Source organism: Rhodohalobacter sulfatireducens, from assembly GCF_022012475.1.
Taxonomy (GTDB): Bacteria; Bacteroidota; Rhodothermia; order Balneolales; family Balneolaceae; genus Rhodohalobacter; species Rhodohalobacter sulfatireducens.
On the sequence record NZ_JAKLWS010000001.1, the window covers coordinates 450,813 to 477,275 of the forward strand.

Here is a 26,463-nt window from a genome sequence, read left to right on the forward strand (position 1 = left end):
TAATGGAGAAAAATATGAATCAGATATCGAAACCCTACATCATATGGTTTTCTGAAATTGGAATGGATGATGTCCCGATTGTTGGCGGAAAGAATGCTTCACTCGGTGAGATGACGAGGCACCTTACAAAAGAAGGAATTTCCGTACCTGACGGATTTGCCACAACGGCCGATGCCTACTGGGAATTTATCCACTCTAATAAACTTGAGCCAGCAATTGAAAATGTAATTACAGCATATCAAAACGGGGAAGTAGAACTCAAAGAAGCGGGCCGTACATTACGGCAGATGTTTCTTAAGAGTACCTTTCCCACTCCGTTGGCTGAAGGGATTCAGGAAGCATATAAAATTTTAAGTAAAAAATATCAGAACGGCACTCCAAAACTGTCGGAAGATTTTTCTGTTAACGTGGCAGTACGAAGTAGTGCCACGGCCGAAGATCTGCCCCATGCAAGTTTTGCAGGACAGCAGGAAACATACCTGAATGTAAACGGGCCCGACGACCTGATGAATGCCTGTAAAAATTGTTTTGCATCGCTATTTACCGATCGAGCAATTACCTATCGCGAGAAGATGGGATTTGACCATATGAAAGTAGCCCTGTCGATAGGAGTGCAAAAAATGGTTCGGCCTGATGAAAGCTGTTCGGGGGTCATGTTCACTGTAGATACAGAAACCGGCTTTCCGAAAGCGATTGTGATTACAGGATCCTGGGGGCTTGGTGAAACAGTTGTGAAAGGAACGGTAAACCCTGATCAGTTTTACGTATTTAAACCACATTTGAACAATTTGGACTACAAACCGATCATTGAGAAATCTCTGGGCTCAAAAGAGGTAAAAATGATCTATGCGAGTGAGAAAGGTAAAAATACAGCTGTAGTACCCACAGATATTACTGAGAGGGATAAGTTTGTACTTAGTGACGATGAAATTCTAACACTTGCGCGTTGGGGACTTACCATTGAAAACCATTACCAAAAAGCGATGGATATTGAATGGGTGAAAGAGGATGAAACCCAAAAACTCTACATTTTACAGGCCCGACCTGAGACGGTTCATTCAACATTAGAAAATGGGCTTTTTAAATCTTATAAACTGAAGCCGGGTAAACATAATATTCTTGTTAAAGGGGTGAGCATTGGCAGTAGTATTTCAACCGGAAAGGCGAAAGTTATACGCGATGCCACAGATTTAAAAGGTATCGATGAAAATACGATTTTGGTAACCGAAATGACCGAACCGGATTGGGTTCCGGCTATGAAGCGTGCTTCGGGTATTGTAACGGATTTTGGAGGACGCACCTGCCATGCAGCTATTGTAAGCCGTGAGCTGAGTATTCCCGCTGTTGTGGGAACGGGGAATGCGACAAAAACCCTTAAAGACGGACAAGAGATCACTCTGTCAAGTGCAGAAGGGGATGCCGGCTATGTATATGAAGGTCAACTCGAATTCGATATTTATGAAACTGACCTTTCTGATCTGCCGGATCCAAAAACCAACGTGATGCTAAACCTGGCCACACCCGAATCTGCATTTAAGTGGTGGAAACTGCCTGTGAAAGGGATCGGGCTTGCGCGTATGGAGTTCATCATCAGTAATCACATAAAAATTCACCCGATGGCATTGGTTCACCCCGACCGAATTGACAACGAGGAGGAGTTCAGGAAAATCAGGAAGCTAACGGCCGGTTACAGCGATTTGAAGCAATACTTTGTGGATCGGCTGGCAAGTGGTATATCAAAAATTGCAGCCTCCCAATATCCTAAACCGGTAATTGTACGTACAAGTGATTTTAAAACCAATGAATATGCCGGTTTGATTGGCGGACAGCATTTCGAACCTCATGAAGAAAACCCGATGCTTGGATGGCGCGGTGCATCGAGATATTACAGCGAGGGATATCGCGAGGGTTTTGAACTGGAGTGCAGGGCCCTGAAGAAAGTAAGAGAAGAGATTGGGTTGGACAATGTGATTGTGATGATACCATTCTGCAGAACACTGAATGAAGCGGAGAAAGTTCTAAACGTAATGGCGGACAACGAACTCAAACGGGGTGAAAAAGGCCTTCAAATTTATATGATGTGTGAAATTCCTTCGAACTATATTCTGGCAAATCAGTTTGCAAAGTTGTTCGATGGATTTTCTATCGGATCAAACGATCTAACACAGTTAATCTTGGGAGTAGACCGGGATTCGAGTGAGATGGCTCACCTTTTCAGTGAAAATGATGAAGCTGTAAAAACAGCTATAAGAGAGGTGATTGAACGAGTTCATGAGGCAGATACCCCGGTTGGATTTTGCGGCCAGGCACCCAGTGACAATCCTGAATACGCTGCATTCCTGGTGAAATGCGGAATAGATTCTATCTCGGTTGTGCCGGACAGTGTAATCGATGTGATACAAAAAGTGAAAGATGCAGAAACAAGTTCAAAAGAGGATTTGGAGTATCAAATAACATGAGCAGATAAACCAGGTTTCTGGTTAGCAATAGAAGTGATCTTGAAATGTCACGGGGTCACGACTAAACGAAAGCTTTAAGGATATGCGGACGTTTGAAGATTCTTAACCGGTAAACACTATAGATAAATCAGAAATAAAGGGAGAACAATTATGAAAAAAGTAAAATTTAATTTCCTGTTAATCGTATTGATGTTTTTTGCCGTAAATGTGCAGGCTCAGCAACAGGGCCAGCAAATGCAGCAGCAGATGCAACAACAGCAGCATATGCAGGAGATGATGAATCGAATGAATCAGATGATGGAGCGCACCCAAAATATGACGATGGAGATGAACCGAAGCATGCAACAGGCCCAAAACGAGCAGATGAGAAATCAGTTTCGGATGATGCATCAGTTTGGGGATCAGCTAGGACTGGCTCTCGGGAATATGAAAAACACACTGAATGAGTGTAACCAAATTCTCCAAAACCAGGAGATGATGCGCGATAGGAATATGCAGCAGGATATGAATCGAATGCAGCAACATCTATCCGGTATGTCAGGTCAGATGGAGGAGGCTGTTCAATTGATGGAACGTATGACAACCCGGCTGCGGGAACGGCAGTCTCAATAGAAAATTAACGTCTGAATCTGGCTTACTGTTAGCTGAAGAATGATGGCAATTTATCAAGGAGGAAATAATGAATACGATCTGGCGTTCGACGATATTTTTGACTGTATTGGCTGCCTTTATGATGGGCAGAAGTGAGGCTCAGTCCGTATCATGGTCGGGCAACGGGCAGTTTACTACGGGATCGTATTTTTTTGAGGAGAATACAAAAAGCTTCTATCTCGTAAATGGCCTTCAGTATACAAATGGCAGGTTGTCTCTAGGTGCAAATCTTCCTCTTGTTGTTCAAAACTCGCCATGGATTTCATACACAGCAAGGGGAGCCGTTCCCACCGGCGGCACTCAACATGGATCTGTAGGCAGGGGTGCGGGCAACAGGCAGTCCGGAAATGCAGGAATGATGAGCGGGATGGGAAAACACGGCAAAATTCAACTTACGGATACTACATCTTACAACCAGATGGGAGTTGGTGATCCATGGGCGAACGCCTCTTTTTCATTGCTTCAGCCCTGGAGCAGAACATCCATCAGGATAACAACCGGTGTTAAGTTTCCGGTTGCAAGTCCGTCTAAGGGATTTGGAACCGGGGCATGGGATGCCGGAGCAGGCTTCTCGTTTTCTCAGCGGATTCGTGATTTCTTTCTTCTTGGTGATGTTTCTTATTGGAACTATGGAGACATGAATGAACTGGAATTAAACAATGTGGTTTCTTACGGTGCCGGAATAGGCCATAAATCCCCATATACTAACTGGATTGTGAACGGAAGTTTCCGTGGATCAACAGCCATCATCAATGATATTGATCCGCCTATGTCCATTAACCTGGGAGCGGCCTATACCTATCCCGATTCCAGGTCCTTTCACGTGCTGTTACTATTTGGGCTGACAGAATCGGCGCCCGACTTTTCAGCAGGTGTCGGCTGGAATTTAATTTTGTTTTAAAATCAACATAATGCATGTGGTAAATATCGTTTTACCGGGAGAGAAAAATGAGTCATAAAAGGTTATTATTCAGAGAACAGGCACGTGAAAAAGTACTTAGAGGAGCTACCCAACTATATGATTCTGTTCGGGTAACGTTGGGGCCAAAATCAAAATCAGTACTGATCGAAAAAAAATGGGGACATCCTATCGTCTGTAACGACGGGGTAACCATTGCAAAAGAACTGACACTCAAAGATCCCGATGAAAATTTGGGTGTTCAGGTTTTAAAAGAGGCGGCTGAACGAACCGGGGAAGTGGTGGGCGACGGCACTTCTACATCAACCATTCTTGCTTACTCTCTCTATTCGGAAGGCCTTAGAAATGTGGCGGCACGAGCCAGTTCCATCGAATTGAAACGGGGAATTGAGATCGGGATGAAGACAGCCATCGAATCCCTTAAAAAACTATCCAAGCCGATTGTTGAAAAAATTGAGATGGCACAGGTAGCTTCCATTTCAGCTCATAACATCGAAAATATCGGGAACCTGGTGGCCGATGCCGTGGAAAAAGTGGGGCCTGAAGGTGTGATAACAGTTGAGGAAGCAAAAGGAATGGAAACCACTCTTGAAGTTGTGGAGGGAATGCAGTTCGATAGGGGGTATCTTTCCGCCTATTTTATTACCGATCCGCAGAAAATGGAAGCCATTTTAGATAATCCTGTGATCTTGCTGGTGGATCGAAAAATCAGTGTGCTAAAAGATCTTCTTAACTTTTTAGAAGAGGTGGCCAATCAACAAAAATCGGTTGTCATCATTGCCGAAGATGTGGATGGCGAAGCACTGACCAGCCTTGTTGTGAATAAATTGCGCGGCGTTTTGAGTTGTGTAGCTGTAAAAGCTCCCGGTTTTGGCGATCGGAGAAAAGAGATGTTGAAAGATATCGCGATACTTGTAGGGGCTGATTTGGTCTCAGAAGAGAAAGGGATGAAGCTGACAGATGCTAGTTTTGATGTACTGGGAAATGCCGAGCGGGTGATTGTAGGAAAAGATACCACAACCATTATCGGCGGTCGTGGAGAACCGGATGCTATTAAAAACCGGTGTGATGAGATTCGTCATCAGATGGAGGAAACCGCCTCCGATTACGACAAAGAAAAGCTGCAGGAACGCCTTGCAAGACTTTCCGGCGGAGTGGCCGTGATACGTGTTGGGGCACCTTCGGAAACTGAATTAAAAAGCTTAAAAGAGGCGTTTGATGATGCCATCAGCGCAACCAAAGCAGCCGTGGAAGAGGGAATTGTTCCGGGAGCGGGTCTTGCACTCATCAAAACTATTTCTGCAGTAGAGAAAGAAGCGGCCAAATATGATGGTGATGTGCGAACCGGTATAATGACTTTACGCAGGGCCCTTGAAGCACCCTCACGTCAAATCGCTGAAAACTCGGGAATGGACCCTGGGGTGGTGGTCGAAAAGATGAGGGCCGGAAAAGGAAACATGGGATTCGACGGATCCACCAATCAATATGTAAACTTGTTTGAACACGGAATTATCGACCCGACAAAAGTGGTACGGGTAGCACTGGAAAATGCCGTTTCCGTAGCGAGTGTTCTGCTGCTTACGGAAGCCACGATGACAGATATCGAAGAACCAGAAGCCGGTAAATCTCACACAAGTGATTATGGAGGGGATTTTGGGGAATAATCCCGTTCTGTTGGAGAATCAAAAAATGGGAAATGAAACAACAGGTTCAGTTAACCATCAACCCTGGAGTATTTCTTTTGAAGAGGCTCTACAAAACCTGGATTCAAATCAGCAGGGCGGATTAACGAGTCAAGAGGTTACCAAAAGGCTTTCAAAATTCGGTAAAAATAAACTAAGAGAGTATAAAAAGAAGTCCATTTTTGAAATCATTGCCGACCAGTTTAAAAGCCTGATCATCCTGCTTTTGGTGGTTGCGGCAGTCTCGTCTTTTCTCTTTGGGGAATACCTCGATGGATGGGCCATTTTGGTTGTTGTGTTGATCAGTGCAATGATAGGATTCATAACGGAGCTTCGTGCTGTTCGGTCGATGGAAGCTCTATACAAATTGGGCCACGTACAGACAAGAGTCCTGCGTAATGGGAAGGTAAGTCTCGCAGATGCAGAGACACTTGTTCCCGGCGATATCGTACTGCTTGAGGGCGGAGATGTAGTTACAGCCGATCTTCGCATTCTCGAAAGTTCAAGACTCCAGGCAGATGAATCCGTGCTGACGGGTGAAAGTCTCCCGGTGAGTAAGGAAATTGAGCCGCTCTCCTCCGAAACCGTCCTGGCCGAACGAAACAATATGCTCTACAAAGGAACGGCTATTACTCGCGGTTCAGGAAAAGCAGTAGTGGTGAGCACGGGAATGGAAACGGAACTGGGAGCCATCTCCGAACTTGTACAGGGTGCCGATGACGAGAAAACTCCTCTTGAAGAGAGGCTCAATAAACTTGGGAACAAACTAATTTGGGTAACGCTTGGCATTGCATCCGTAATAACAATCACTGGGATCTACACAGGCCGGGAGATCATTTTTATGATTCAGACCGGGGTGGCACTGGCCGTTGCAACTATTCCGGAAGGATTGCCGGTTGTAGCAACCATTGCACTAGCAAATGGGGTGAAAACGATGGCCGGGAAAAACGCCTTAATCACTCGTCTCTCCTCGGTTGAAACACTTGGGTCAACACAAGTCATTTTTACGGATAAAACGGGTACGCTTACCGAAAACAGGATGACTGCACAGAGTTACCTGCTGCCGTCAGGAGAAGTTTCAGTAAGTGGAAATCAGGACCAGGATAAAAAGGGATTGTCTGATAACCCAATCTTAAAGGATGTGCTGGAGACCGGTATTTTGTGCAACAATGCTACACTTACAGATCTCGAAAATGTAAAAGGTTCCGGCGATCCGCTCGAAATTGCTCTATTGGCTGCAGCCGAGAATTTTGGGATCTCTGTTGAATCGGTTCGGAATGAATACCCCGAAGAAAGAGAAGAGGCGTTTGATGCTGAAGCAAAAATGATGGCTACTTGGAATTCCATTGGCGAAGGTACATATCGGGTACATGTAAAAGGGGCACCGGATGCTGTTTTGCGATCATGCAACTCCGTGTATGCCAACGGTTCAACAAAACCGATGGCTGAAACCGAAAGAGAAGAATGGATCGAAAAGAATAATCAGTTAGCCGCTCAAGGGTTGAGGATGATTGCGTTTGCTCAAAAAGACGTGTCATCAACAGACGGGAATCCATACGAAACCCTGGCGTTTACCGGACTGGTAGGGCTGTTGGATCCGCCTCGATCGGATGTGAAGCAAGCCATAGAAAACTGCAAGAGGGCCGGTATTAATGTGGTGATGGTGACCGGTGACCAGGAGCATACAGCTCGATACATAGCCAATGAAATCGGAATTGAATCCGATCCGAATGCAAATGTGGTGCACGGCCGCGACCTGGCAAAAATGGATATCAAGAAACTCTCAAACGAGGGAAAAAGATCACTCTTGGAAACCACGGTTTTTGCCCGAATCAGCCCGGCGCAAAAGTTAAGCCTGATCGATCTGTTCCAGGCAAATAACCGCACCGTGGCAATGACGGGTGATGGAGTGAATGATGCCCCCGCACTGAAATCGGCGGATATCGGAATTGCAATGGGCCGGCGTGGGTCACAGGTTGCCCGCGAAGCGGCAGACATGATATTAACGGATGATGCCTTCTCCTCCATCGTCACAGCCATTGAACAGGGTCGCATCATCTTCACCAATATTCGAAAATTTGTTTATTATCTGATGAGTTGTAATGTGAGCGAGGTAACGGTCATTGCGCTTTCATTTGTGGTAGGTTCTCCACTTCCGATATTACCCCTCCAGATCTTGTTTTTGAATTTAGTGACGGATGTGTTTCCGGCTCTCGCTTTAGGGCTGGGCGAAGGAGAAAAACAGATCATGAGAGAGCCGCCCAGAAAACGGCAGGAACCCATTCTAACGAACCAGCTTTGGTTTGGAATTGCCGGTTACGGAGCTTTGATTTCAATGGCCGTAATGGCAACGTTATTTGTTGGTATGAAGGTAATGAACCTCCCGGTGGCTGAAGCAGTAACACTCTCGTTTTTAACCTTGGCCTTTGCCCAGCTTTGGCATGTGTTTAATATGCGTGGAGATCGATCAAGCATTGTTGATAATACGATTATTAACAATCGTTTTGTTTGGGGAGCTATTGTTCTATCTGCCGGGTTAATTCTTGCAGCTGTCTATATTCCTTCACTTGCAAATGTACTCTCGATTCATCCGCCTGCATTCAATGGCTGGGCTGTTGTTCTGATATTTAGCCTGGTTCCCATTGTAGCTGGAGAGTTAATTCGATTAGTTTTCAACAATCACCATCAAGCAGGGATCACTCCCACCCTTAAACAATCAGAAGCCTGATTAAATAATCATAATTTTGTCAGGTATTTGCCTACAAAAAAAACATCCACTTCACTACAAAAAAACAAGTTCTGGGTCATTAATAGTACTCTCTATTTTTGATGAACTTTAAGAATGAGAGGCAGAGAAAGAATCCCCCGGTAATCGATTGGGTACCTACCGGATTTTTAAAAAATAGGTGGAAGGATGCAAATCGGGCAAAAAATAGCAGAAGGTGGGCCTGGTGAAAGAACTCGCTCAATGAGTGGTGAGAATATGGGTTCGGTTCAGTCGGTACGCGGAAGCGTTATTGATGTACATTTTCCGTATGATCTTCCCGAAATGCAAACAATGTTGGTTATCCAAACCGACCCCCGGATTATCGCAGAAGTGGCGGCTCACATTAACGAGCATGTAGTCAGGGTGCTGGCGCTTACATCAACACAGGGACTCAGGAGAGGTACTGAAGTTCTGGACACGGGTTCCCCAATGAAGATACCCGTCGGAACGGGACTCTTGGGACGCGCCATTAACATTTTTGGGGAGCCGATTGATGACAAGAGCCCGATAGAACCCGAGGAACTGCGCAATGTTTTCCAGCCAAAATCCCCGTTGATGGACCAGGAAACCAGCCAGAATATTCTCTCCACAGGCATTAAAGCCATCGACCTTTTGTCACCACTTGAAAGAGGTGGTAAAGCAGGGCTTTTTGGTGGGGCAGGCGTCGGCAAAACGGTTCTGATTATGGAGATGATTCGAAACATGGTAACCAAACACGAGGGCGTTAGTCTCTTTTGTGGCATTGGTGAGCGCTGCAGGGAAGCTGAGGAGTTGTACCGGGAGATTAGTGAATCGGGGGTGCTGGAGCATACGGTTATGGTTTTTGGGCAGATGAATGAAGCTCCGGGTGCCAGGTTTAGAGTCGGTCAAACAGCGCTGACGATCGCGGAATATTTTCGGGATGTTCAACGTCGTGACGTACTGCTTCTCATCGATAATATTTTCAGGTTTGTCCAGGCCGGTGCAGAGGTTTCCGGTTTAATGGGAAAGGTCACCTCAAGGCTGGGATATCAACCGACGTTAGGCAGTGAGCTTGCCGAACTCCAGGAACGAATATGCAACACAAAAAAAGGAGCAATTACATCCATACAGGCGGTGTATGTACCCGCCGATGATTTTACGGACCCGGCGGTTACTCATACGTTCGCTCACCTTTCCGCATTCATTGTACTGTCGAGAGACCGAGCCGGGCAGGGACTTTATCCGGCAATCGATCTGTTAAAATCCGGATCCAAAATGCTGGCCCGGCATATTGTTGGAGACCGCCATTACGAAGTTGCGCAGGCCGTTAAAGAAACGCTTGCTCATTTTGAAGAACTCAAAGATATCATCTCCATGCTTGGAATGGAGGAGCTGTCTGTGGAAGATCAGCAAATTGTAGGCAGAGCCCGGCGTTTGGAGCGGTTTTTTACGCAGCCATTCTCAGTCACAGAGCAGTTTACAGGAATCGAGGGAAAAATTGTGGATATCGAGGATGTGATTTCCGGTTGTGAGCGAATCCTGGACGGAGAGTTAGACAGCATACCGGAGCACAAACTGTTTATGATTGGAAAAATTCCGGAGGCTAAAGAGTTATGAATAAAGAAAAAATCTACCTGAAGATAATCAAGCCGGAAAAAATAGTTCTCGATCAAGAGGTTGACAAAGTGATTGCCGAGGGATTGGATGGTTCTTTTTGCCTGAAACCCCGTCATATTGACTTTGTGAGTGCCCTGAAACCGGGAATCCTGGTGTATGAATCGGATGCAGAAGAATACTACATGGCGATTGATGAAGGCATACTCGTGAAATGCGGTCAAGATGTGATGGTATCAGTGCTGAACGCAATTGCAGCCACTAAACTGGCTGAGTTGGACAAAACGGTAAGAGACGTGTTTTACAAATCAGAGGAGTTGAATAAAGCCACGGAGTTTGCCATGAAAAGTATGGAAGCGGAGCTGCTGCTCCATTTTATTGAAATCAATAAATAGCGAAAGAGAGCTGTGATGTCGGAACAGGAAAACCAACAGAAATCGGAAGAATTTGCGGAAAAAATCCAGGAGAAGTCTACGAGAAAAATCAAGGCTCGAAATGAGAAGCATAAAGGCCTGTGGTATGGGTTGGGGATGTTCGGGTTGGTTGGATGGTCTGTCAGTATCCCAACTCTGCTTTTCCTGGTATTGGGTATATGGATCGACAGCATCTATAAGAGTCCCTATTCATGGACATTGATGATGTTGGTCCTGGGCATTTTTATCGGATGCATGAATGCATGGTATTGGGTAAAGAACGAAAGTAAAAGCGGGTAGATAAATGGAAAGTATCATTGCCACATATATCCTCTTTGTTGGCTTGATCATTGTGATCTCCATCTTCATCAAATACGGGTTCGACCGGATCGGGCTGCCGGCACTTCTTGGATATTTTGCATTGGGAATCATCGCAAAATACCTTGACAATACATTTTCCTTTTTGAATCAAGAGGGAATCGAGATTATCGAGTTTTTGGCGGATCTTGGAATTATCGCACTGCTACTGAAGATCGGACTGGAAAGTAAACTTTCGCGCTTGATCAAGCTGTTACCGAAAGCGTCAATTATTTGGGTTGGGGATGTTCTAATCAGCGGAGCGGTTGGATTTTTAACCTCCTATTACCTTATCGGTTGGGAAATAATTCCCAGTCTGTTTGTAGCTACTGCATTTACCGCTACAAGTGTAGGCATTTCTGCTAATGTATGGGATGAGATGGGAGCCATAAAGTCAGACACCGGCCAAACGCTGCTGGATGTTGCCGAAATGGATGATATCTCCGGCATTTTGCTAATGGGTATTCTCTTTTCAATCGCGCCTGTTTTGCTGGGCGAGGGCGCAGGGTTACCGGGAGTTCAAATACTAACAACGGTGGGTGTTTTTTTGCTGAAGCTCACCTTGTTCGGATTGATATGCGTTCTGTTTTCGAGATTTATTGGTGAACAGCTGATCGAAACTCTGAACAAACTGCATGGTGGTAAAAGCAGGATATTGGTTGTAGTTGGCATCGGGTTGATGGCTGCGGCGATCTCTACTCTATTAGGATTTTCGTTTGCGATCGGTGCTTTTTTGATCGGAGTATTGCTCAGCAGTAACCCGTCGAAAGTAAAAATGGATTCATCATTTGAAGCGTTGTATGCACTGTTTGTGCCCTTTTTCTTCATCAACATTGGCATGAATGTGGATCTTTCGGCTCTTTTTTCAATCGAGATGTCACTTCTTTTATTGATAGCGGCTGCATTCATCGGGAAATTTTTGGGTGCCGGCCTTGGAACCTGGGTAAGTCTCGGCCTCAGTTATTCTACAGTGATAGGGTTGAGCATGATACCGAGGGCAGAAATTTTTCTGATTATTATGAAGCGCGGGCTGGATATGGGAGAGTGGGCGGTAACTGCAGAGATGTTTACGTACGCCGTTGTCATCTCCACCCTGTCGGTCATTATCGTTCCGCTTTTATTAAAAAACATATTAAACAAAAGGGAGGTTACAGATGGAGGAAAACATTAACTGGTGGATCTATATACTGGCAATATTCGGCGGTGCTTTGCTAAGCGTAATCTATTTCTTTGGCTTATGGGTTACGGTTCAAAAAATCACAAATTTAAACAAATACTACTACCTGGTATTACTCTTAAGTTTTTTGGCCCGGGTTACGATTACTCTTATCGGTTTCTACTTCATCTTGATGCTTGGCTGGGTACCCACCCTGCTGGCTTTATTGGCTTTCATTATTACGCGGCAGGTTGTAGTCCGTAAAATCGGTACGCCTTCTTCACTTCAAACAATGAAAGAATATGGAAATTAATATCGATCAAATAATATACTGGGAATGGGGGTTCATAAAGCTAAATGCTACACTCGTTTATTCATGGGCGGTTATGGTGGTTCTTGTATCCATCTCGTGGTTTGTAAGCAGAGATTTGACGGAGGGAACGGGAATCTCCCGGAAACAAGCATTGATAGAATCGCTTGTTGTGGTTATTCAAAAACAGATTGAAGAAACCACGCAGGAAAAAACGGACCGGTATTTGCCGTTTATTGGTACACTCTTTCTGTTCATCCTGGTATCAAATTTGATCAGTGTCATTCCGGGAGTGTATCCGCCAACAGCTTCTCTTTCTACAACAGCGGCATTGGCAATATCAGTTTTTGTAGCTGTTCCCATTTTTGGGATAGGTTCGAGGGGAGTAAAAAGTTATTTCGAGAATTATGTAAAACCCACACCGTTGATGCTGCCCTTCAACATCATTGGTGAGCTTTCGCGTACATTGGCACTGGCCGTCAGGTTGTTTGGAAATATTATGAGCGGGAGCCTGATCGTGGCGATTTTGCTCGGTTTGAGTCCGCTATTCTTCCCCGTTGTGATGCAGGCATTTGGGTTGCTGATCGGTGTCATCCAAGCCTATGTATTTGCCATTTTGGCACTGGTTTATATCGCATCAGCATCCAGAATTCACAATAGTGAGGAAGCTGATTCAACAGAAATTATTAACCCTCAAAATAGATGAATTATGGAAAGTATCAGCATTATTGGAATGGTATCCATTATAACAGCAGGAGTAACCATTGCCGTGGGTTCCATTGCGCCGGCAATTGGGGAAGGAAAGGCACTGGCCCAGGCATTATTGGCCATTGCCCAGCAACCGGATGAGATTCCAACTATCACTCGGACGCTTTTTGTAGGCCTTGCAATGGTTGAATCGACAGCAATCTACTGTTTTGTGGTTGCCCTGATCCTGATTTTTGCAAACCCATTTTGGAATTACGTAATCCAGGTTTGATATGGAGATTAATTGGTTCACATTTACAGCACAGATTGTCAACTTCCTGATTTTAATCTGGCTGCTGAAACGTTTTTTGTATACACCTCTTCAAAATGTGATGAAGAACAGGGAGGACGAGGTGTTGTCTCGGCTGGAAGAAGCCCGCCAAAAATTGGTTCAGGCCGAAGAGATGTCTAAAGAATACCGGGAAAAGATGGATCAACTGGAGGAACAAAAAGAGGAATGGCTTGAAGAGGCAAAAAAAGAAACCGAATCATTCAGGAAAGAGCTTTTGCAGACCGCCCGAAACGAAGTAGATGCCATTCACGCGAAATGGATGAAAGCGATAAAGTCAGAGAAGAGATCTTTGATGGAGGCCCTGGAACGGCAATCTGTTCAAAAAATACTTTCCATCGTCGAAAAGATTGTGATTGATCTCTCAGACACCGAACTGGAGCAGCAGACCATAAAACGATTCCTGGAAAAGATCAAAGCAAAAGATGAAGAGGGTAAAACTCAACTCGAGAAGATTCGGTCAGAAAAAGAGATCGAAATCGTTTCATCCTTTCCACTTAAAAAGGCAGACCGAGAAAAAATTGATATAGTGATTTCGGGAATGTTCTCGGATCAAACCATATACAATTACACAACGGATCCTGATCTGGGATTCGGTATTGAACTCCAATCGAACGGGTGGAAACTGGGATGGAATATGAAGATGTATCTAAACGAATTGAGATCGGAAGTGGATACTCTCCTGGATCAGACATTTCAAAGCAAGAGTGAATGAATCCAAAATGGAAGATGCATTACTACATACAATAACCGAAAATGTTCTGAACGTATTAGACAGGCTCAGTGAGAAAAGTCCGGGATTTCAACTCCGGGAGTTCGGCACAGTCAAATCCGTAGGTGAAGGTTTTGCGAGAGTAGACGGACTTCCAAACGCCGGTATGGATGAACTTGTAATTTTTGAGGGTGGCGAGCCGGGGCTTATTTACAACCTCGACGAACATGAAGTGGGCGTAATTCTCCTAGATGAAGAGAAAAATATTGAAGCGGGAGATGAAGTCTACCGAACCCATTCGGTGTTGAGCGTTCCGGTGGATGAGCAGATGTTGGGCCGGGTTTTGGATCCGTTAGGGCGTTCACTGGATGGTAAAAAACCTCTTCCTTCGAGTGAGAGGTACCCGGTTGAAAGGCCGGCACCGCCCATTATGCACAGGATTTCGGTAGAGGTTCCCCTGCAAACAGGAATCAAAATTATTGATGCGCTCTTCCCGATTGGCCGGGGTCAGCGGGAGTTAATTTTAGGAGATCGGCAAACCGGGAAAACAGCAATAGCTGTAGATACCATCATCAATCAGTCTGATAAAAATGTAATTTGTATCTACTGTGCTATAGGGAAGCAGAAAGCCTCCATTGCAAGAGTGATTGCAGATCTTCGGAAATTCAATGCAATGGACTATTCCATTGTTGTTTCAGCGAGCAGTGAAGATCCGGTAGGATTGCAATTCATTGCTCCATACGCTGCTACAAGCATGGGCGAATATTTTATGGAGCGTGGACACGATGTATTGATTGTTTATGATGATCTGACCTGGCATGCGCGAGCCTATCGGGAATTGGCATTACTGCTGCGTCGTCCGCCGGGCCGTGAAGCATACCCGGGTGATATCTTCTATATCCACTCGCGTCTCCTGGAGCGATCCACCCGGCTGAAGCCTGAATATGGGGGCGGATCACTCACTGCATTGCCCATCATAGAAACACAGGCACAAAACATTTCGGCCTTCATTCCAACCAACCTGATTTCAATCACTGACGGTCAGCTATATCTATCGCAGGAGCTGTTCAGGAAAGATATCCTGCCGGCTGTTGATGCGGGTAAATCCGTATCAAGAGTGGGTAGTGCGGCTCAATTGCCTTCCTATCGTTCGGTTACCAAAAAACTGCGACTCTCTTACGCTCAATTTGAAGAACTTGAAAGTTTTTCCCGGTTTAGTTCCCGGCTTGATGAGGAGACTCAGGCTACCATCGATCGTGGAAGACGTATTCGTGAAGTTTTAAAACAGCCGCAGTTTGAACCGTTAAGTGCGGAAGAACAAATTATCATTTTATTGGCAGAGACAAACGGGTTGCTGGATGGAATTCCCCCCGCAGACATTGAAGATGCAGAGAAGAGAATTTTGATGAAGGTGAGAGAGAACTCAGGCCTGATCAAGAAAATTGACTGGCACAGAAGCCTGGAAGAAGAGGATAAAGAGAAGTTACTGGAATTAGCTGAATCAGCTTTAAATACTGAAAGTGAAAAGAGATGCAACGATTAGAGCAGCTACAACGAAAGCTAAAAAATGCTGAAGATCTGAGATCTGTGGTTCACACGATGAAGATTATGTCTGCCGTTGAGATCTATCAGTTTGAGGAGGCGGTTGAATCGCTGCGTGATTATTTTGACACCATTGAAATGGGGATGCAGGTTGTTTTAAAAAAGGTGTTTGAAGAGACCCCTGCACCCCTGTTTTCAACAGAGACCGAAAAAGAGGGGTGGCTGATTTTAGGCTCCGGCCAGGGCCTGTGTGGTTCATTCGATAAAGTTATTGCTGATTTTATTCATCAAAAGAAGACGGAGGGAGCGAATTCCCGAGTTCAAATCTACACTTGTGGTGAACGTTTGGGCGACCTGTTGATGAAGGATGGTTTTACAATCGACAAGAAGTTTGAAATGCCGGGTTCAGTAAGTGGAATTATTGGGTTGGTACTTGAACTGATATCGGGAATAGAACACTGGCAGATGGAATTGAATATTCAAACTGTAAGAGTTTTCCATAACCAACCCACGCAAAAAAGAGGATTTGTCCCGATTTTTCAAAATTTACTGCCTCCCAAAACAGCCTGGATGAATCGCATCAAAGAGAAAAAATGGCCTACCAATAAACTCCCTCAATTTAAGATCGATTCCGGTGTTCTTTTTCAGAAACTATTGCGGCAGTACCTGTTTGTGTCATTGTATCGTGCAGTAGCTGAATCGTTAGCGGCAGAATATAGCAGCCGTTTATTGGCAATGCAGCGTGCCGAACAAAAAATTGATGAACGTCTTGAACAGCTGAAACAATCCTATTCAACCGAAAGACAATCAGCCATTACAGAGGAATTGTTGGATATCATTGCGGGTTTTGAGGCTATTCAGTCCAGGGAAAAAGAGATCATGGAATGAGCTTAAGAAACTACCAACCTACCTCTTCCGTTTTATTGATCTTCGTTCACCTTTGTGCCTGCACACCGAAGTGCTTCTGCACACAGATGTGTCATCGTGACTTCGTGGTAATAAGCAAATGAAAAATATCTTTGATTGTATATTTTCTCATAAATTCTCGAAGGGGGGACACTCCCCGGGTAAATCTACTTTTGGAATATCATCCCCCCTGCGCTCCTTTCGAGAAGAATTTGACACATTTTATTCACATCGCAGATATATTAAGATTCAAGCCTGAGCGATCTCACCCAATTAGGACTCACTAACCTTTAGTACTGCTTCAGGTTGTTTAGCATCACGGTTGATCTCCTCGATGGCAATCTTTGACAGTTCGCTGTCAGCCAGTTTGCATTCGCGCAACGAATCGAGAAGAATTTCAGCCACATCGTGCAGCTCCAGAACTTTTGCATAGGCTACGGCCGTGCCATAGCCGGCAATTTCGTAATGGTTGATATGTTGAATGGCTGTAATCAATGCGGCATCTGCAATAGCTTTATTGTGGCAACTGTTGATCAGTCTGTTCGTTTCGAGTATCATCGCCTTAATTCCATTGCAAGGCCCGTTAAGTTTCTCTTCATTTAACAGGACGAAAACTTTCTCAAGCCGGTTGTGTTGCCGGGTAGTTTCACGTGTATATTCTGCAATGTTGGCCTGTAAGTCGGTGGAATCCGGTTTATCACCGATTCGCTCCAGGAACTTTAGCTGACGCAAATTCCCATCAAATAGATCTTGAAGCTGCTCTATCAAAAGATCGTGTAAGTTTCGTATAGGTTTCATGGTGGTTATGAAATTTGTGTTGCTGATTTATAAAAAAGGCCTGCATATAAAACTTAGCAGGCCATTTTTCTCTCTCTTAATTTGGCTTACATTCTCCAGGATCTCTTTTCTCAAAGAATTGAGAGGCAGAAATTCAAGAAGGTTATAAAGCCACTTTTTCACTCAACCTCTATGATGTTAAAGCAAATTAAAAAACGAATAATTAACCGGAGCACAACCACCGGATTCTTTTTTGGAAGAAGTCCGAAGAGGATCAGCGGGTTTTTCCTGATTCCTGATAACCTGCACCGTAGTGCAACTTTTCATTGTGCTCTCTAAGAACCATTCAATTGTAACATAACTTCTTGAAAAGTCTCCTGATGTAGGTATTGATACAAAATGGTTGTAAGAATTTCTTGATTGGACAGATCAACAAAGTTTGACGGGGATATCTATATACCGGGCCTTGTTCTCCAGTGCTCTATCACATAAAGTAGAGAAGGCAGTAAAATAAGAGAGTTGAATAACATCAAACCGATGCCGGCCACAGCCAGCTCGCCGATCGATCTCATGCCGGGATGAGAGGAAAACAACAGGCCTGCAAATCCAAGCATAGTGGTGAATGCACTGACGGTGATATGCTCCCCGGTAGACCGAACCACCTTATAGATGGAGCCTTTCCCCTCTTCGATATATCGATGAATCATGTGAATGCCGCTGTCATCACCAATACCGAGTATGGTAGGAAGTACCACGATATTGTAGAAATTAATTTTCCAGGCTGTTATCTCCATCAATCCAAACAACCATAAAAAACTGACAACTAATGGCAGAAGTGCGAGCCCCATCCATTTAAAACTTTGAAAAATCACCAGTTTGATGAAAATAATAAACGTAAGTGTGAGAGCGACCATTACAGGCGCTTCCTCCAGCATCAGGCGGAGCATATCGGATGCTACAATCGAGGTTGAGGCAGCCGTATAAACTTGCCCGTTTGGGATACGTATTTCGGAGAGGTCGTCTGCAAATTCCATAGAATTTCGCCCGTCAGATAATCCTACTGAGGGATAGATAATTACCAGGTTTCCAATGGTGCCGTCGTTTGCTGTGAACGGGTCCAGCAAAAAACCTGGAACCTCTTTGAGCTGAACCGGTGTATCGGTAGAAGCCGCTTCTCTCAGCATTTCAAGCTGATCCGACCTGTCAGTTCGAATAAAAGGATCATTGAGTTGCTCACGAATTCCCGCAATGCGATCCAGTTTTTTCTGCTGTTCAGCCTTTGTAAAAGGGAAACGATCCTGGAGGGTTTCAACGGATCGGATTGTTGGGGAGAGGGTATCGGAATCGATTCTTTCGGACAGAACAGCGCGAACCTGAACGGCATCATCAGGGCTACTTGTAATTACATAAGCTGCATTTCGGGTTTTTTTATCGCTGTACACTTTCCTCACCTCTCTCTGAAGGGCGCTGTAGGTTTCATAATGAGGTTCAAGATTTCCAAAATCGTATTCAAAAGAGATCCGTCCGGAATACCATATCGAAAGGAAAGTGAGGCCACCTGAAATCAATAAAACAGTAGTGGCAAGAATTAATTTCCCGGTTGTGTTGGGCGATTTGATCTCGTTGGATTGAGATTTTTTTTGAACGCTTTTGGACGCTGTTTTTAAAATGCCAAATCGCTCAAGCAGAATAATGAAAGCAGCCATTACAAATATCATTGCAATAATGGCAAACAGGATACCCAGCCCGGCGATGAAACCAAATTCACTGAATCCCTTAAAATCTGCCAGCATCAGAATAAAAAAGGCAGCCGAGGTGGTGATGCCCACAGCGGTAATGGCCTGTCCGGTCGTCATGAAAGTAGTATCAATTGCATCGAGAACTTCATGCCCCTCGCCTCTCTCTTCGACGTAACGGGCATAGAAGTGGATTCCAAAGTCGATACCCATCCCAAAGAGTAAGAGGAAAAGGGTTGAGGTCATGATGTTCAGTGTATCAAACAGTAACCATGTGATTCCAAACGTCCAGCAAAGGCTGAATGCCAAGGGGACGGACATGATCAAAGCGGTAACGGGTATGCGCATGATTTCGGAAAAGACCACTCGATAGGACCACAGGCCGCCGGTACGCGCCATATAGTTTTTGTAAAAGAAATAGGCGGTTACCATCAACAAAAGCATTATGACACCCGCAGTAAATGAATTCTGCACATCACTGTAAATACTATTGAGCTCAATGAGGGTTCTGATAAGACGGCCGGCAAGAGTGATCTTAATTTCCGGAAAGCCTGCAGCAGCAGCCAGGCTGTCTGTCAGAGATTCCAGGTCGCTGTATAACTCTTCGATATATTGAATATCGGTTTGTGAACCGGCCGGGAAAAATTTCAGAGCCATCGTAAGGGAGTCCGGTGAAATGAGATATTCATCTCCAATCAGGTCATTGTATGTGTCTTCAAGAACCTGGCCGAGTGAATCGGCGGAGTTCTCACTTTCGTCACCATCCAAATCAAAATAGAAGGGATTTGCTTCGAGGCGGGCTTCCTCAATTTTATCATCCAGAAATTGTTCGAGAGTTGTCAGCTCCTCATCTGTTGCGAAATAGAGGGCATTCTGTTCCAGGAATGAGATCTCTTTTCGGTACTCAACCCTGTTGAAATAGGGTTCGCCATCCAAACGATTTCGCAGGTTCATAGCTTCAGGAATCAGGCGTTCGGCAAACTCTTTATTTGTTGCAAACGAATTACTTTCAATCACAACGGCAACTTCATTAATCGTGCCGACCTGCTCTTTCAATTTTTCAAGGGCCTGTACACTGGGGTAGGATTCTGGAATGAGTTTTGAAAAATCGGAATCGATACTGAGTTGCCGGGCAAGGCCCAACCCGATCAAAGACAGAATAAAGCTGCCAATCACTACTAAACCGGCATGTTTCTTCGTAAAAGAAAGCGCAGGCCTCAGCCGCTGGAATAGTTTTTTGAACATGTGCTGTATTTCTACATGTGTACCGGGATTGCAAATCAACCGTTATAATCGGGGTGTATATCGGCTACGTAAAGAAGATTGTTGTCTTGAATCTCAAAACGGCCATCCATCACGTAATAACACATTCCGGGTTTAAGGGGTGCTTTTATATCATGCTCGATCTCGGCTTTCTCATTCTTGGTTATGGCCCCTCCCTCATTTTCCCACTGCTGTTCGAGCTGAAAATATTCTATGACCTCTTGAGGAACATCAAGTTTTATTTTTATTTGCCAAACTTCTGAATTCATAATACACCTCTGTTTTTTATGACTCTCTAAAAAGTTATGGAGATGACGAACGATCTGTATTGCAATGGATTCAACTGACTTTATAGAAATTTCCCGATAAAATCTGTAGGGAAAACCTGAGTCTTTAAAGGATCATTATGGATCGGGAGCAAATGGTGAGTGCAGTGAATTATTCATAAATAATGTAAACCTTAAATAGATCTGTGTTTGTAATACAATTCCCTATTAAAACTTTGGAAAATAGACTACGATGTTTAAATAACGATACCTACAGCAAGTGAAGAGAGATCTTAAAAAATTGATTAGTATAAGATCAGGGAAAAGGAGGGAATATGAATAGTGAAGTCAATTTTGATAATCAGTGCAAAGAGACATTAATGTGGGTTTATGACGTAGCGCAGAGAACAACCTGCCCCGAACGGGAAGATTGGGCTTTTAATGCATTGCGGGCCGTATTGCATGCTATCAGGGACCGAACCACAATCGAAGAGGCTTTCCATCTTGCAGCCCAATTGCCGGTGTTGCTTCGGGGTTACTACTTTGAAGGTTATAGGCCATCAGGAAAAAAAGTAAAACTGAATGCCGGTCAATTCTTAATCCGCATTCGCAAGGAGATGGGGGCTTCAAACGAACTTTCTCCTGAAGATGCTTTAAGTGCCGTCTTAAATGTGCTGTATGAACATGTAAGTATCGGGGAATTGGAAGATGTGAAAAAATCCATGCCAAAAGATATTGTAAATCTTTGGGAGCAAGAAATGCAGAATAGTACGGTTTGGTAGTTCAACGAAGTTATAAATCAGGAAAGGTTAACAAAAACAAGAGGTAAAATTATGTCATTAGCAAAAGTAATTGAAGTGATTGCAGAAGGCCCAACAATGGAAGAAGCGGTAGAGAATGCCGTAATTGATGCATCCAAAACCGTACACAACATAAAGAGTGTGTATGTGGAAAACATGCAGGGAATTGTTGAAGGAAACAGCATTGCTAAATACCGGGTGAATGTTAAAGTAACATTCGTTCTGGATTAGAAGATGCTACCATAACCACGCGGAGAAAAGGGTGTTCAGGTTGACCTGAGCACCCTTTATTTTATGAAATGCAAGCTCTCAGATCATCTTTCTACGGAATCCTTATGCTCCGTTTGGCTATACTCCGGATCCGGGTGATTTAAAAATTTATCAAACCATTCTATCGAAATTTTTGCGACCTCATCCAGTTTCTTCGGTTCTTCAAACAAGTGTGTGGCACCGGGTATAATTGCCATCTCTTTTTTAGCATTGAGCCGGTTGAAAATTTTCCTGTGTACTTCAAGCAGATGAAAATCAAGTTCACCAACGATCAGCAATGTGGGCGCAATAACTTTGTCGATAAACTCCCTGGCTAACTCAATCCGTCCGCCCCTGCAAACAAGAGCTTTGATCACTCCATCAAGTTCAGATGCTACTTTAATTGCCGCCGCTGCACCTGTGCTCGATCCGTATAATGCCGGGCGCAACATCTCGTACTGGGTTTGGTTTTTTAACCACAAAACAATCATCTCCAATCGAAGGGCCATCTCCTGGATATTAAATTCGATTCCTTCTGAATCGAGTTCTTGTTTATCGTGCAGGTCACAAAGCAACGTTGCAAAACCGGCATCTTGCAGCCTGTTGGCTATTTTTACATTTCTCGGGCTGAACCGGCCGCTGCCTAATCCATGCGAGAAAATTACAATTCCCTTCGCTATATCCGGTTTGCTGATTGTTGCTGTCAGATCATTATTGCCAACCGGTATAGTAACTTGTCTAATTTTTATCATGGCTCTCTCTCCCCCAAAAATTTAGTTTCTATTTTAATCTTATAATTTTTTCTGCGTTACACCATAGGTGCAGACCTTAAATACTTCCCCCTCGGTTTGGATATGAAACATGTAGTCTATTCCCTTACAACTATGGTCGTTTTTCAATTACTTACTGATTAGGTGATAACAATAGGGTTTTTAATGAAAAAATTGACCAGTTTTTGAATAAAGGTTCATTAAAAACGGAGGAGATATGAACGTAAAAAATGAAATGATTGCAGGTGGAGCCGCACTGGTAACGTTAGCTGGAGTAGCACTTGCAGGATATCAATACAGGAATCGCCACAAAGGTTACTACCGGGAGTTTGATTTGGACACATTAGAAGAACTGACCGGTAAAGTTGCTGATATACGATTTTCCGGAAAAGACAACAGCGAAAGCAAAGGCATGGAACTGATTTTGCAATCCGATGAAAAGTTAATTCCGGTTCACCTCGGGCCAGCATGGTATATGAACATGCAACGTGGAAATTTTAAAAAGGGAGATATCGTAACAGTGAAGGGATCGCGTGCAGATTTAAATCACAAATCCGTACTGATTGCCCAAGAATTAAAACAAGGGAATAAGTTGCTCAGACTTCGGGATGAAAACGGACACCCGCATTGGATAGCCTGGGAGCGGCTTTCCTGAACAAATGATTGAATATGTTTCTAAACAGAAGTGATGCAGGTAAAAAGCTGGCGAAAAAACTAACCGGGTATAAAACAAAGAACCCAGTTGTGCTGGCCATACCACGCGGTGGAGTTGTTATTGGATATGAAGTTGCCAGTGTGTTGGATTGCGAGTTTTCTGTAATTGTAGCCAGGAAACTTGGATACCTGAGAAACCCGGAAGCGGCATTTGGAGCCGTAGCGGAAGACGGTAGTGTGGTTTTACAGCCTTTTTCAAAAAAAAGACTGGGTAAGATGGAAATAGAAACCGTCCTTAAGATTGAAAAAGAAGAGATTGAGCGACGGAAAAAAGCATATCGTGGAAAAAGAGAGTTGCCAAACCTCACTAATAGGGTAGTTATTCTTGTTGATGACGGTATTGCAACCGGTTCTACACTAATGGTTGCTATTGAAATGTGTCAAAAACAGAAGCCTAAAGAACTTGTAGTTGCGGCTCCGGTTTCCGGTGATGGAATGAAGCGAAAACTTTCCCAAAAAGTTGACAATGTCATCATTCTCGAAACACCTATTGATTTCAGAGCGGTATCGCAGGTATATGAGGTGTTTGACCAGGTGGGAGACAACGAGGTTTACAAACTTTTTGAGATGTACCGGATACTCCGGACACTTAAAAAAAATCTCGATTATAACTGAATTTTAAGAGTAAAAGAGAGGTATATAGATGGAAGAGCTAACATTAACGCTCATTTACTGGTATGCATCGGTAGGTTTGTTTGTGGGATTTTTGTTTGGCCTTATTATTGAGAGGGAAGGAATTTCATTAGAAGCCAACGTCTTTTGGGGATTTGTAGGTGGGATCCTCATGGGCATCATCGGCCTGGACCGCGGTATTGCCGATGGTGTTTTCTTTTCATTTTTTACGAACTGGGCATTTCTATTCCTGATCAATGTTTTTCATCAACATCATGTAGAGGATATATTGGGAGAAATAGAGCATCCAGCTCACGTTCATCACAGCAAAAGAAAAGCGAATAAATAAAGCTTCTTTCTACCGAACATCATGTGAGTACGGTCTGAGGGTTTCTTCGGAGCGTTCGATCGTTCAAATTATTGCCAGGTCAGCAAATCATATCGATTTGAACAACTGCTTTATTTGCCCCGGGATGAGTCGGTTTTTTATTTGAGAGATCTTCAAATTGTCAGAGAACGTTTTTAAAAAACTTTTAGGCCATCCTGAACTTAGTATGGGATCTCCGTCCTTGGATCTTTATGGGGTTTAGAGATTCCGGATCAAGTCATGAATCACGAACCCCGGGTTTTGCAATGCTTCCCCGGGATAAAAATTACGTTTCGATGAGAAATGGACTCGGGTTTTATAGAAGATCGTTTACCCGTATTTTCAGTCAAAAATTGCGTCTAATTAGCGTCACAATCATTGATGGATATTGAATTGAAGAGTAAACCCGCCCAATACGAAGCTGTTATTTTTGATATGGACGGTGTCATCATAAACAGTAAAGATCATGTAGAACAGTTTTGGCTTCAAAAGCTGGCTGATTACGGTATAGACATTCCTGAAAATGAAAGAGAAGAACGCTTTCACGGCCGGCCGGCACGCCCAACAGTTAACGATCTTTTTGCCCCTCTCTCCAAAGATGAACGTGAGGAGATTATCAAAGAGTGTGGAGAGTTTGATGCCTCCGTTGAAACCTACCCCATGATTCCCGGTGTTGAACAGCTTTTGAAAAAGTGCTCGGATAACGGGGTTCGAATGGGCTTGGTGACCAGTGCTTTGCCCGGAAAAGTGGACAGAATGCTTGCAGGACTAAGTTTTTCATCTCCGTTTGAAGTGATGATCACCGCGAATCTTGTGGAAAATGGAAAACCCAACCCAGAGTGCTACCTTCTCGCGGCAGAAAAATTAGATGTAGATCCGGAGACTATGATTGTTTTTGAAGATTCAGTCAGCGGTGTAAAAGCTGCATCCGGCGCAGGAGCCACAGTTGTGGGGATTAATGAAGACGGATTAACCAAGGCGTTGTTGTCAGAGGGAGCAATCAGCGTTCAGCCTGACCTTAAAGAGGCAAAAGTTGTTCATGAATCCGGAAGGGTGTATCTCTATCCAAATGGAAAAGATGAGGCTGGTTTTTCGGTTTCGAGTGGGGAGTGAATAAGGCGAATCTCTTTTTGAAAAAGTACAACGGGCAGCCTGCCCGTTACTGATCAACCATAAAAATCTTATTTCAACAAATTGAAGATAAACGTCATTTCATCTTACAGATTTTATTTTAGCTTCCAGAGCCGGACAGGCTGTCCGGCGTACAATTAATTATCAATCGGGATACATCAGTTCTTTAATCTCCCGCCAGGTGACTAATTTGATATTCTCTTCTTCGAGAAGATCTTTGACCCGTTGGCTGGTGAAATAATTGAAATCGCGTTGGCGCCATTCGGCACCAAAGTTGTGGTGGTAATTGATGGTCATGGCGTTCATCTCGGCATCATCGTAAGCTGGGTGAAGCAAGATTTCGTTTAGCCCGGGTTTAAGGTTTTTGATTTCACTGTCATACTTTTCAAACCAGTCACTTTCATGTGTGGTGGAATCCAGCATAACCACTTCCTGTACGTGAAGCGGGTATTCTTCAGCCAACTCTATAATTTCATTTCGAGCCTCAATATCCGAAAACATCGCCTCTTCAATCCAGTTATCAGGAACTAAAACGGGAAGTTTGTACTCTTGCCCCACTCTCAGGTAGGCTTCAAAAAGATCAGGATGCGAAAACAAGGTTCCCATGTGACTGTCGAGATGAGTTGGATTGAGGCCAAACTGGTATGCCCGCTCCACCTGGGCCCGGATCTCGTTTTCAATTTCGGCAGGATCGGCATTTGCTACCACTTCGTCCACTGTTGGGTAAAAGTAATTCTTGTCTGTCAACAGGGTGGAAATCTCGTTCGAAGGAAGGACACCATCCCACTTATAATACATCCATTCGGAGGTTAAGGTGAGGTGCAAACCCAAATCAAATTCGGGATTCTTGCTGGCGTAATGCGCAATTTCCGGAAACCACGGTGTTGGAACCATGATGGATGCGGAGTTAATACCGTTCTGCTCCCAGGCAGAGATACTGGCTGCATTTTTAGAATGACCCACTCCGAGATCGTCAGCATGAATAATCAGGAGTTTAGCATCAGCAGGGTAGCCCAATTGTTCAGCAAGAGTTTTTGATGGATCCATTTGACAGAAAGAATTTTCAGAATTTAGAGTAAGTCCGATTGATACTAAAATGAAGAGAGCAACTTTAAAAATGTCGGAGAAGGTCATAGATATAAAAACTATTTATGATTGGTAGAGATCGAGAAATACCAACCCAAATTTGATTATTTAAGAGCTAAAGCACAACCGGTGGCAAATTATTGATGAGTATATTTTTCCTGAGTAGTTGATAGAAATCCGGTGTTCGAATGGTTTTGGCTTCTGCTC

26 protein-coding genes are annotated in these 26,463 nt (G+C 44.1%); 21 read left to right on the top strand and 5 right to left on the bottom strand.

The window, feature by feature from the left end; genetic code table 11:
* Positions 1–14: 14 nt before the first annotated feature.
* From ppsA to L6773_RS02015, 15 genes are all read left to right on the top strand, one after another.
* Entirely contained in the window at positions 15–2,459 is a 2,445-nt protein-coding gene (gene ppsA, locus L6773_RS01945; RefSeq protein WP_237852155.1) for a phosphoenolpyruvate synthase, read from the top strand.
* Positions 2,460–2,609: 150 nt separating this feature from the next.
* Positions 2,610–3,071 carry a hypothetical protein gene (locus L6773_RS01950; protein ID WP_237852156.1) on the top strand — a complete coding sequence of 154 codons (462 nt, stop codon included), beginning with the start codon at positions 2,610–2,612 and terminating at the stop codon, positions 3,069–3,071.
* Between the two features lie 67 nt (positions 3,072–3,138).
* The gene (locus L6773_RS01955; RefSeq protein WP_237852157.1) at positions 3,139–4,011 is read left to right on the top strand and encodes a hypothetical protein; all 873 of its coding nucleotides are present in this window, start codon (positions 3,139–3,141) and stop codon (positions 4,009–4,011) included.
* 47 nt (positions 4,012–4,058) lie between these two features.
* Positions 4,059–5,693, top strand: coding sequence for a chaperonin GroEL (groL, locus tag L6773_RS01960; protein WP_237852158.1), 1,635 nt, complete (start codon positions 4,059–4,061; stop codon positions 5,691–5,693).
* Entirely contained in the window at positions 5,671–8,439 is a 2,769-nt protein-coding gene (locus L6773_RS01965; RefSeq protein WP_237852159.1) for a cation-translocating P-type ATPase, read from the top strand. The genes groL and L6773_RS01965 overlap by 23 nt, the downstream gene beginning before the upstream one ends.
* A gap of 240 nt (positions 8,440–8,679) precedes the next feature.
* Positions 8,680–10,056, top strand: coding sequence for a F0F1 ATP synthase subunit beta (gene atpD, locus L6773_RS01970; protein ID WP_237852218.1), 1,377 nt, complete (start codon positions 8,680–8,682; stop codon positions 10,054–10,056).
* Complete coding sequence (locus L6773_RS01975; protein WP_237852160.1) at positions 10,053–10,448, top strand: F0F1 ATP synthase subunit epsilon; 396 nt, start codon at positions 10,053–10,055, stop codon at positions 10,446–10,448. The genes atpD and L6773_RS01975 overlap by 4 nt, the downstream gene beginning before the upstream one ends.
* Before the next feature lie 15 nt (positions 10,449–10,463).
* A complete protein-coding gene (locus tag L6773_RS01980; RefSeq protein ID WP_237852161.1) occupies positions 10,464–10,766 on the top strand; it encodes an AtpZ/AtpI family protein in 303 nt (100 codons plus the stop codon).
* A gap of 4 nt (positions 10,767–10,770) precedes the next feature.
* Positions 10,771–11,994, top strand: coding sequence for a cation:proton antiporter (locus tag L6773_RS01985; RefSeq protein ID WP_237852162.1), 1,224 nt, complete (start codon positions 10,771–10,773; stop codon positions 11,992–11,994).
* Complete coding sequence (locus L6773_RS01990; protein WP_237852163.1) at positions 11,978–12,292, top strand: ATP synthase subunit I; 315 nt, start codon at positions 11,978–11,980, stop codon at positions 12,290–12,292. The genes L6773_RS01985 and L6773_RS01990 overlap by 17 nt, the downstream gene beginning before the upstream one ends.
* A complete protein-coding gene (locus L6773_RS01995; RefSeq protein WP_237852164.1) occupies positions 12,282–12,995 on the top strand; it encodes a F0F1 ATP synthase subunit A in 714 nt (237 codons plus the stop codon). The genes L6773_RS01990 and L6773_RS01995 overlap by 11 nt, the downstream gene beginning before the upstream one ends.
* Positions 12,996–12,998: 3 nt before the next feature.
* Positions 12,999–13,268 (top strand): F0F1 ATP synthase subunit C, encoded by a 270-nt coding sequence (locus tag L6773_RS02000; RefSeq protein WP_237852165.1) that lies wholly within the window; start codon positions 12,999–13,001, stop codon positions 13,266–13,268.
* Between the two features lies 1 nt (position 13,269).
* Positions 13,270–14,040, top strand: a complete 771-nt coding sequence (locus L6773_RS02005; RefSeq protein ID WP_237852166.1) for a F0F1 ATP synthase subunit B family protein — start codon at positions 13,270–13,272, stop codon at positions 14,038–14,040.
* Between the two features lie 7 nt (positions 14,041–14,047).
* Positions 14,048–15,580 carry an alternate F1F0 ATPase, F1 subunit alpha gene (locus L6773_RS02010; protein ID WP_237852219.1) on the top strand — a complete coding sequence of 511 codons (1,533 nt, stop codon included), beginning with the start codon at positions 14,048–14,050 and terminating at the stop codon, positions 15,578–15,580.
* A complete protein-coding gene (locus L6773_RS02015) occupies positions 15,568–16,467 on the top strand; it encodes a F0F1 ATP synthase subunit gamma (protein ID WP_237852167.1) in 900 nt (299 codons plus the stop codon). Before L6773_RS02010 ends, L6773_RS02015 begins: the two co-directional genes overlap by 13 nt.
* A gap of 291 nt (positions 16,468–16,758) precedes the next feature.
* Here L6773_RS02015 and L6773_RS02020 read toward each other — a convergent pair whose 3' ends face one another.
* The 3 genes from L6773_RS02020 to L6773_RS02030 all read right to left on the bottom strand — a co-directional run bounded on the left by L6773_RS02020 (position 16,759) and on the right by L6773_RS02030 (position 20,530).
* Positions 16,759–17,283 carry a YciE/YciF ferroxidase family protein gene (locus tag L6773_RS02020; RefSeq protein WP_237852168.1) on the bottom strand — a complete coding sequence of 175 codons (525 nt, stop codon included), beginning with the start codon at positions 17,281–17,283 and terminating at the stop codon, positions 16,759–16,761.
* A gap of 431 nt (positions 17,284–17,714) precedes the next feature.
* Positions 17,715–20,243: an efflux RND transporter permease subunit gene (locus L6773_RS02025; RefSeq protein WP_237852169.1), complete on the bottom strand. Its 2,529-nt coding sequence runs from the start codon at positions 20,241–20,243 to the stop codon at positions 17,715–17,717.
* Positions 20,244–20,278: 35 nt separating this feature from the next.
* A complete protein-coding gene (locus L6773_RS02030) occupies positions 20,279–20,530 on the bottom strand; it encodes a hypothetical protein (RefSeq protein WP_237852170.1) in 252 nt (83 codons plus the stop codon).
* 332 nt (positions 20,531–20,862) lie between these two features.
* Between L6773_RS02030 and L6773_RS02035 the strand changes: the two genes are divergently transcribed.
* Positions 20,863–21,309, top strand: coding sequence for a DUF2267 domain-containing protein (locus L6773_RS02035; protein ID WP_237852171.1), 447 nt, complete (start codon positions 20,863–20,865; stop codon positions 21,307–21,309).
* A 51-nt stretch (positions 21,310–21,360) separates the two neighbouring features.
* Entirely contained in the window at positions 21,361–21,558 is a 198-nt protein-coding gene (locus L6773_RS02040) for a dodecin family protein (RefSeq protein WP_237852172.1), read from the top strand.
* An 83-nt stretch (positions 21,559–21,641) separates the two neighbouring features.
* Here the strand turns inward: L6773_RS02040 and L6773_RS02045 are convergent, their stop codons facing one another.
* Positions 21,642–22,328: a dienelactone hydrolase family protein gene (locus L6773_RS02045; protein WP_237852173.1), complete on the bottom strand. Its 687-nt coding sequence runs from the start codon at positions 22,326–22,328 to the stop codon at positions 21,642–21,644.
* A 235-nt stretch (positions 22,329–22,563) separates the two neighbouring features.
* Here L6773_RS02045 and L6773_RS02050 point away from each other — a divergent pair, with 235 nt between their 5' ends.
* The 4 genes from L6773_RS02050 (at position 22,564) to L6773_RS02065 (ending at position 25,152) form a co-directional block, all read left to right on the top strand.
* A complete protein-coding gene (locus L6773_RS02050) occupies positions 22,564–23,001 on the top strand; it encodes a MamS/MamX family magnetosome protein (protein ID WP_237852174.1) in 438 nt (145 codons plus the stop codon).
* Between the two features lie 14 nt (positions 23,002–23,015).
* Positions 23,016–23,675 (top strand): phosphoribosyltransferase, encoded by a 660-nt coding sequence (locus L6773_RS02055; protein WP_237852175.1) that lies wholly within the window; start codon positions 23,016–23,018, stop codon positions 23,673–23,675.
* Between the two features lie 28 nt (positions 23,676–23,703).
* The gene (locus tag L6773_RS02060) at positions 23,704–24,021 is read left to right on the top strand and encodes a hypothetical protein (protein ID WP_237852176.1); all 318 of its coding nucleotides are present in this window, start codon (positions 23,704–23,706) and stop codon (positions 24,019–24,021) included.
* Positions 24,022–24,420: 399 nt separating this feature from the next.
* A complete protein-coding gene (locus tag L6773_RS02065) occupies positions 24,421–25,152 on the top strand; it encodes an HAD family hydrolase (protein WP_237852177.1) in 732 nt (243 codons plus the stop codon).
* A gap of 162 nt (positions 25,153–25,314) precedes the next feature.
* On the opposite strand, the gene L6773_RS02070 is transcribed toward L6773_RS02065, so the two are convergent.
* Positions 25,315–26,217 carry a polysaccharide deacetylase family protein gene (locus L6773_RS02070; protein ID WP_237852178.1) on the bottom strand — a complete coding sequence of 301 codons (903 nt, stop codon included), beginning with the start codon at positions 26,215–26,217 and terminating at the stop codon, positions 25,315–25,317.
* Positions 26,218–26,463: the final 246 nt, after the last annotated feature.

Coding starts and splice junctions, on each gene's coding strand:
- ppsA (WP_237852155.1), top strand. CDS start 15: ATGAATCAGATATCGAAACCCTACATCATATGGTTTTCTGAAATTGGA.
- L6773_RS01950 (WP_237852156.1), top strand. CDS start 2,610: ATGAAAAAAGTAAAATTTAATTTCCTGTTAATCGTATTGATGTTTTTT.
- L6773_RS01955 (WP_237852157.1), top strand. CDS start 3,139: ATGAATACGATCTGGCGTTCGACGATATTTTTGACTGTATTGGCTGCC.
- groL (WP_237852158.1), top strand. CDS start 4,059: ATGAGTCATAAAAGGTTATTATTCAGAGAACAGGCACGTGAAAAAGTA.
- L6773_RS01965 (WP_237852159.1), top strand. CDS start 5,671: ATGGAGGGGATTTTGGGGAATAATCCCGTTCTGTTGGAGAATCAAAAA.
- atpD (WP_237852218.1), top strand. CDS start 8,680: ATGAGTGGTGAGAATATGGGTTCGGTTCAGTCGGTACGCGGAAGCGTT.
- L6773_RS01975 (WP_237852160.1), top strand. CDS start 10,053: ATGAATAAAGAAAAAATCTACCTGAAGATAATCAAGCCGGAAAAAATA.
- L6773_RS01980 (WP_237852161.1), top strand. CDS start 10,464: ATGTCGGAACAGGAAAACCAACAGAAATCGGAAGAATTTGCGGAAAAA.
- L6773_RS01985 (WP_237852162.1), top strand. CDS start 10,771: ATGGAAAGTATCATTGCCACATATATCCTCTTTGTTGGCTTGATCATT.
- L6773_RS01990 (WP_237852163.1), top strand. CDS start 11,978: ATGGAGGAAAACATTAACTGGTGGATCTATATACTGGCAATATTCGGC.
- L6773_RS01995 (WP_237852164.1), top strand. CDS start 12,282: ATGGAAATTAATATCGATCAAATAATATACTGGGAATGGGGGTTCATA.
- L6773_RS02000 (WP_237852165.1), top strand. CDS start 12,999: ATGGAAAGTATCAGCATTATTGGAATGGTATCCATTATAACAGCAGGA.
- L6773_RS02005 (WP_237852166.1), top strand. CDS start 13,270: ATGGAGATTAATTGGTTCACATTTACAGCACAGATTGTCAACTTCCTG.
- L6773_RS02010 (WP_237852219.1), top strand. CDS start 14,048: ATGGAAGATGCATTACTACATACAATAACCGAAAATGTTCTGAACGTA.
- L6773_RS02015 (WP_237852167.1), top strand. CDS start 15,568: ATGCAACGATTAGAGCAGCTACAACGAAAGCTAAAAAATGCTGAAGAT.
- L6773_RS02020 (WP_237852168.1), bottom strand. CDS start 17,283: ATGAAACCTATACGAAACTTACACGATCTTTTGATAGAGCAGCTTCAA.
- L6773_RS02025 (WP_237852169.1), bottom strand. CDS start 20,243: ATGTTCAAAAAACTATTCCAGCGGCTGAGGCCTGCGCTTTCTTTTACG.
- L6773_RS02030 (WP_237852170.1), bottom strand. CDS start 20,530: ATGAATTCAGAAGTTTGGCAAATAAAAATAAAACTTGATGTTCCTCAA.
- L6773_RS02035 (WP_237852171.1), top strand. CDS start 20,863: ATGAATAGTGAAGTCAATTTTGATAATCAGTGCAAAGAGACATTAATG.
- L6773_RS02040 (WP_237852172.1), top strand. CDS start 21,361: ATGTCATTAGCAAAAGTAATTGAAGTGATTGCAGAAGGCCCAACAATG.
- L6773_RS02045 (WP_237852173.1), bottom strand. CDS start 22,328: ATGATAAAAATTAGACAAGTTACTATACCGGTTGGCAATAATGATCTG.
- L6773_RS02050 (WP_237852174.1), top strand. CDS start 22,564: ATGAACGTAAAAAATGAAATGATTGCAGGTGGAGCCGCACTGGTAACG.
- L6773_RS02055 (WP_237852175.1), top strand. CDS start 23,016: ATGTTTCTAAACAGAAGTGATGCAGGTAAAAAGCTGGCGAAAAAACTA.
- L6773_RS02060 (WP_237852176.1), top strand. CDS start 23,704: ATGGAAGAGCTAACATTAACGCTCATTTACTGGTATGCATCGGTAGGT.
- L6773_RS02065 (WP_237852177.1), top strand. CDS start 24,421: ATGGATATTGAATTGAAGAGTAAACCCGCCCAATACGAAGCTGTTATT.
- L6773_RS02070 (WP_237852178.1), bottom strand. CDS start 26,217: ATGGATCCATCAAAAACTCTTGCTGAACAATTGGGCTACCCTGCTGAT.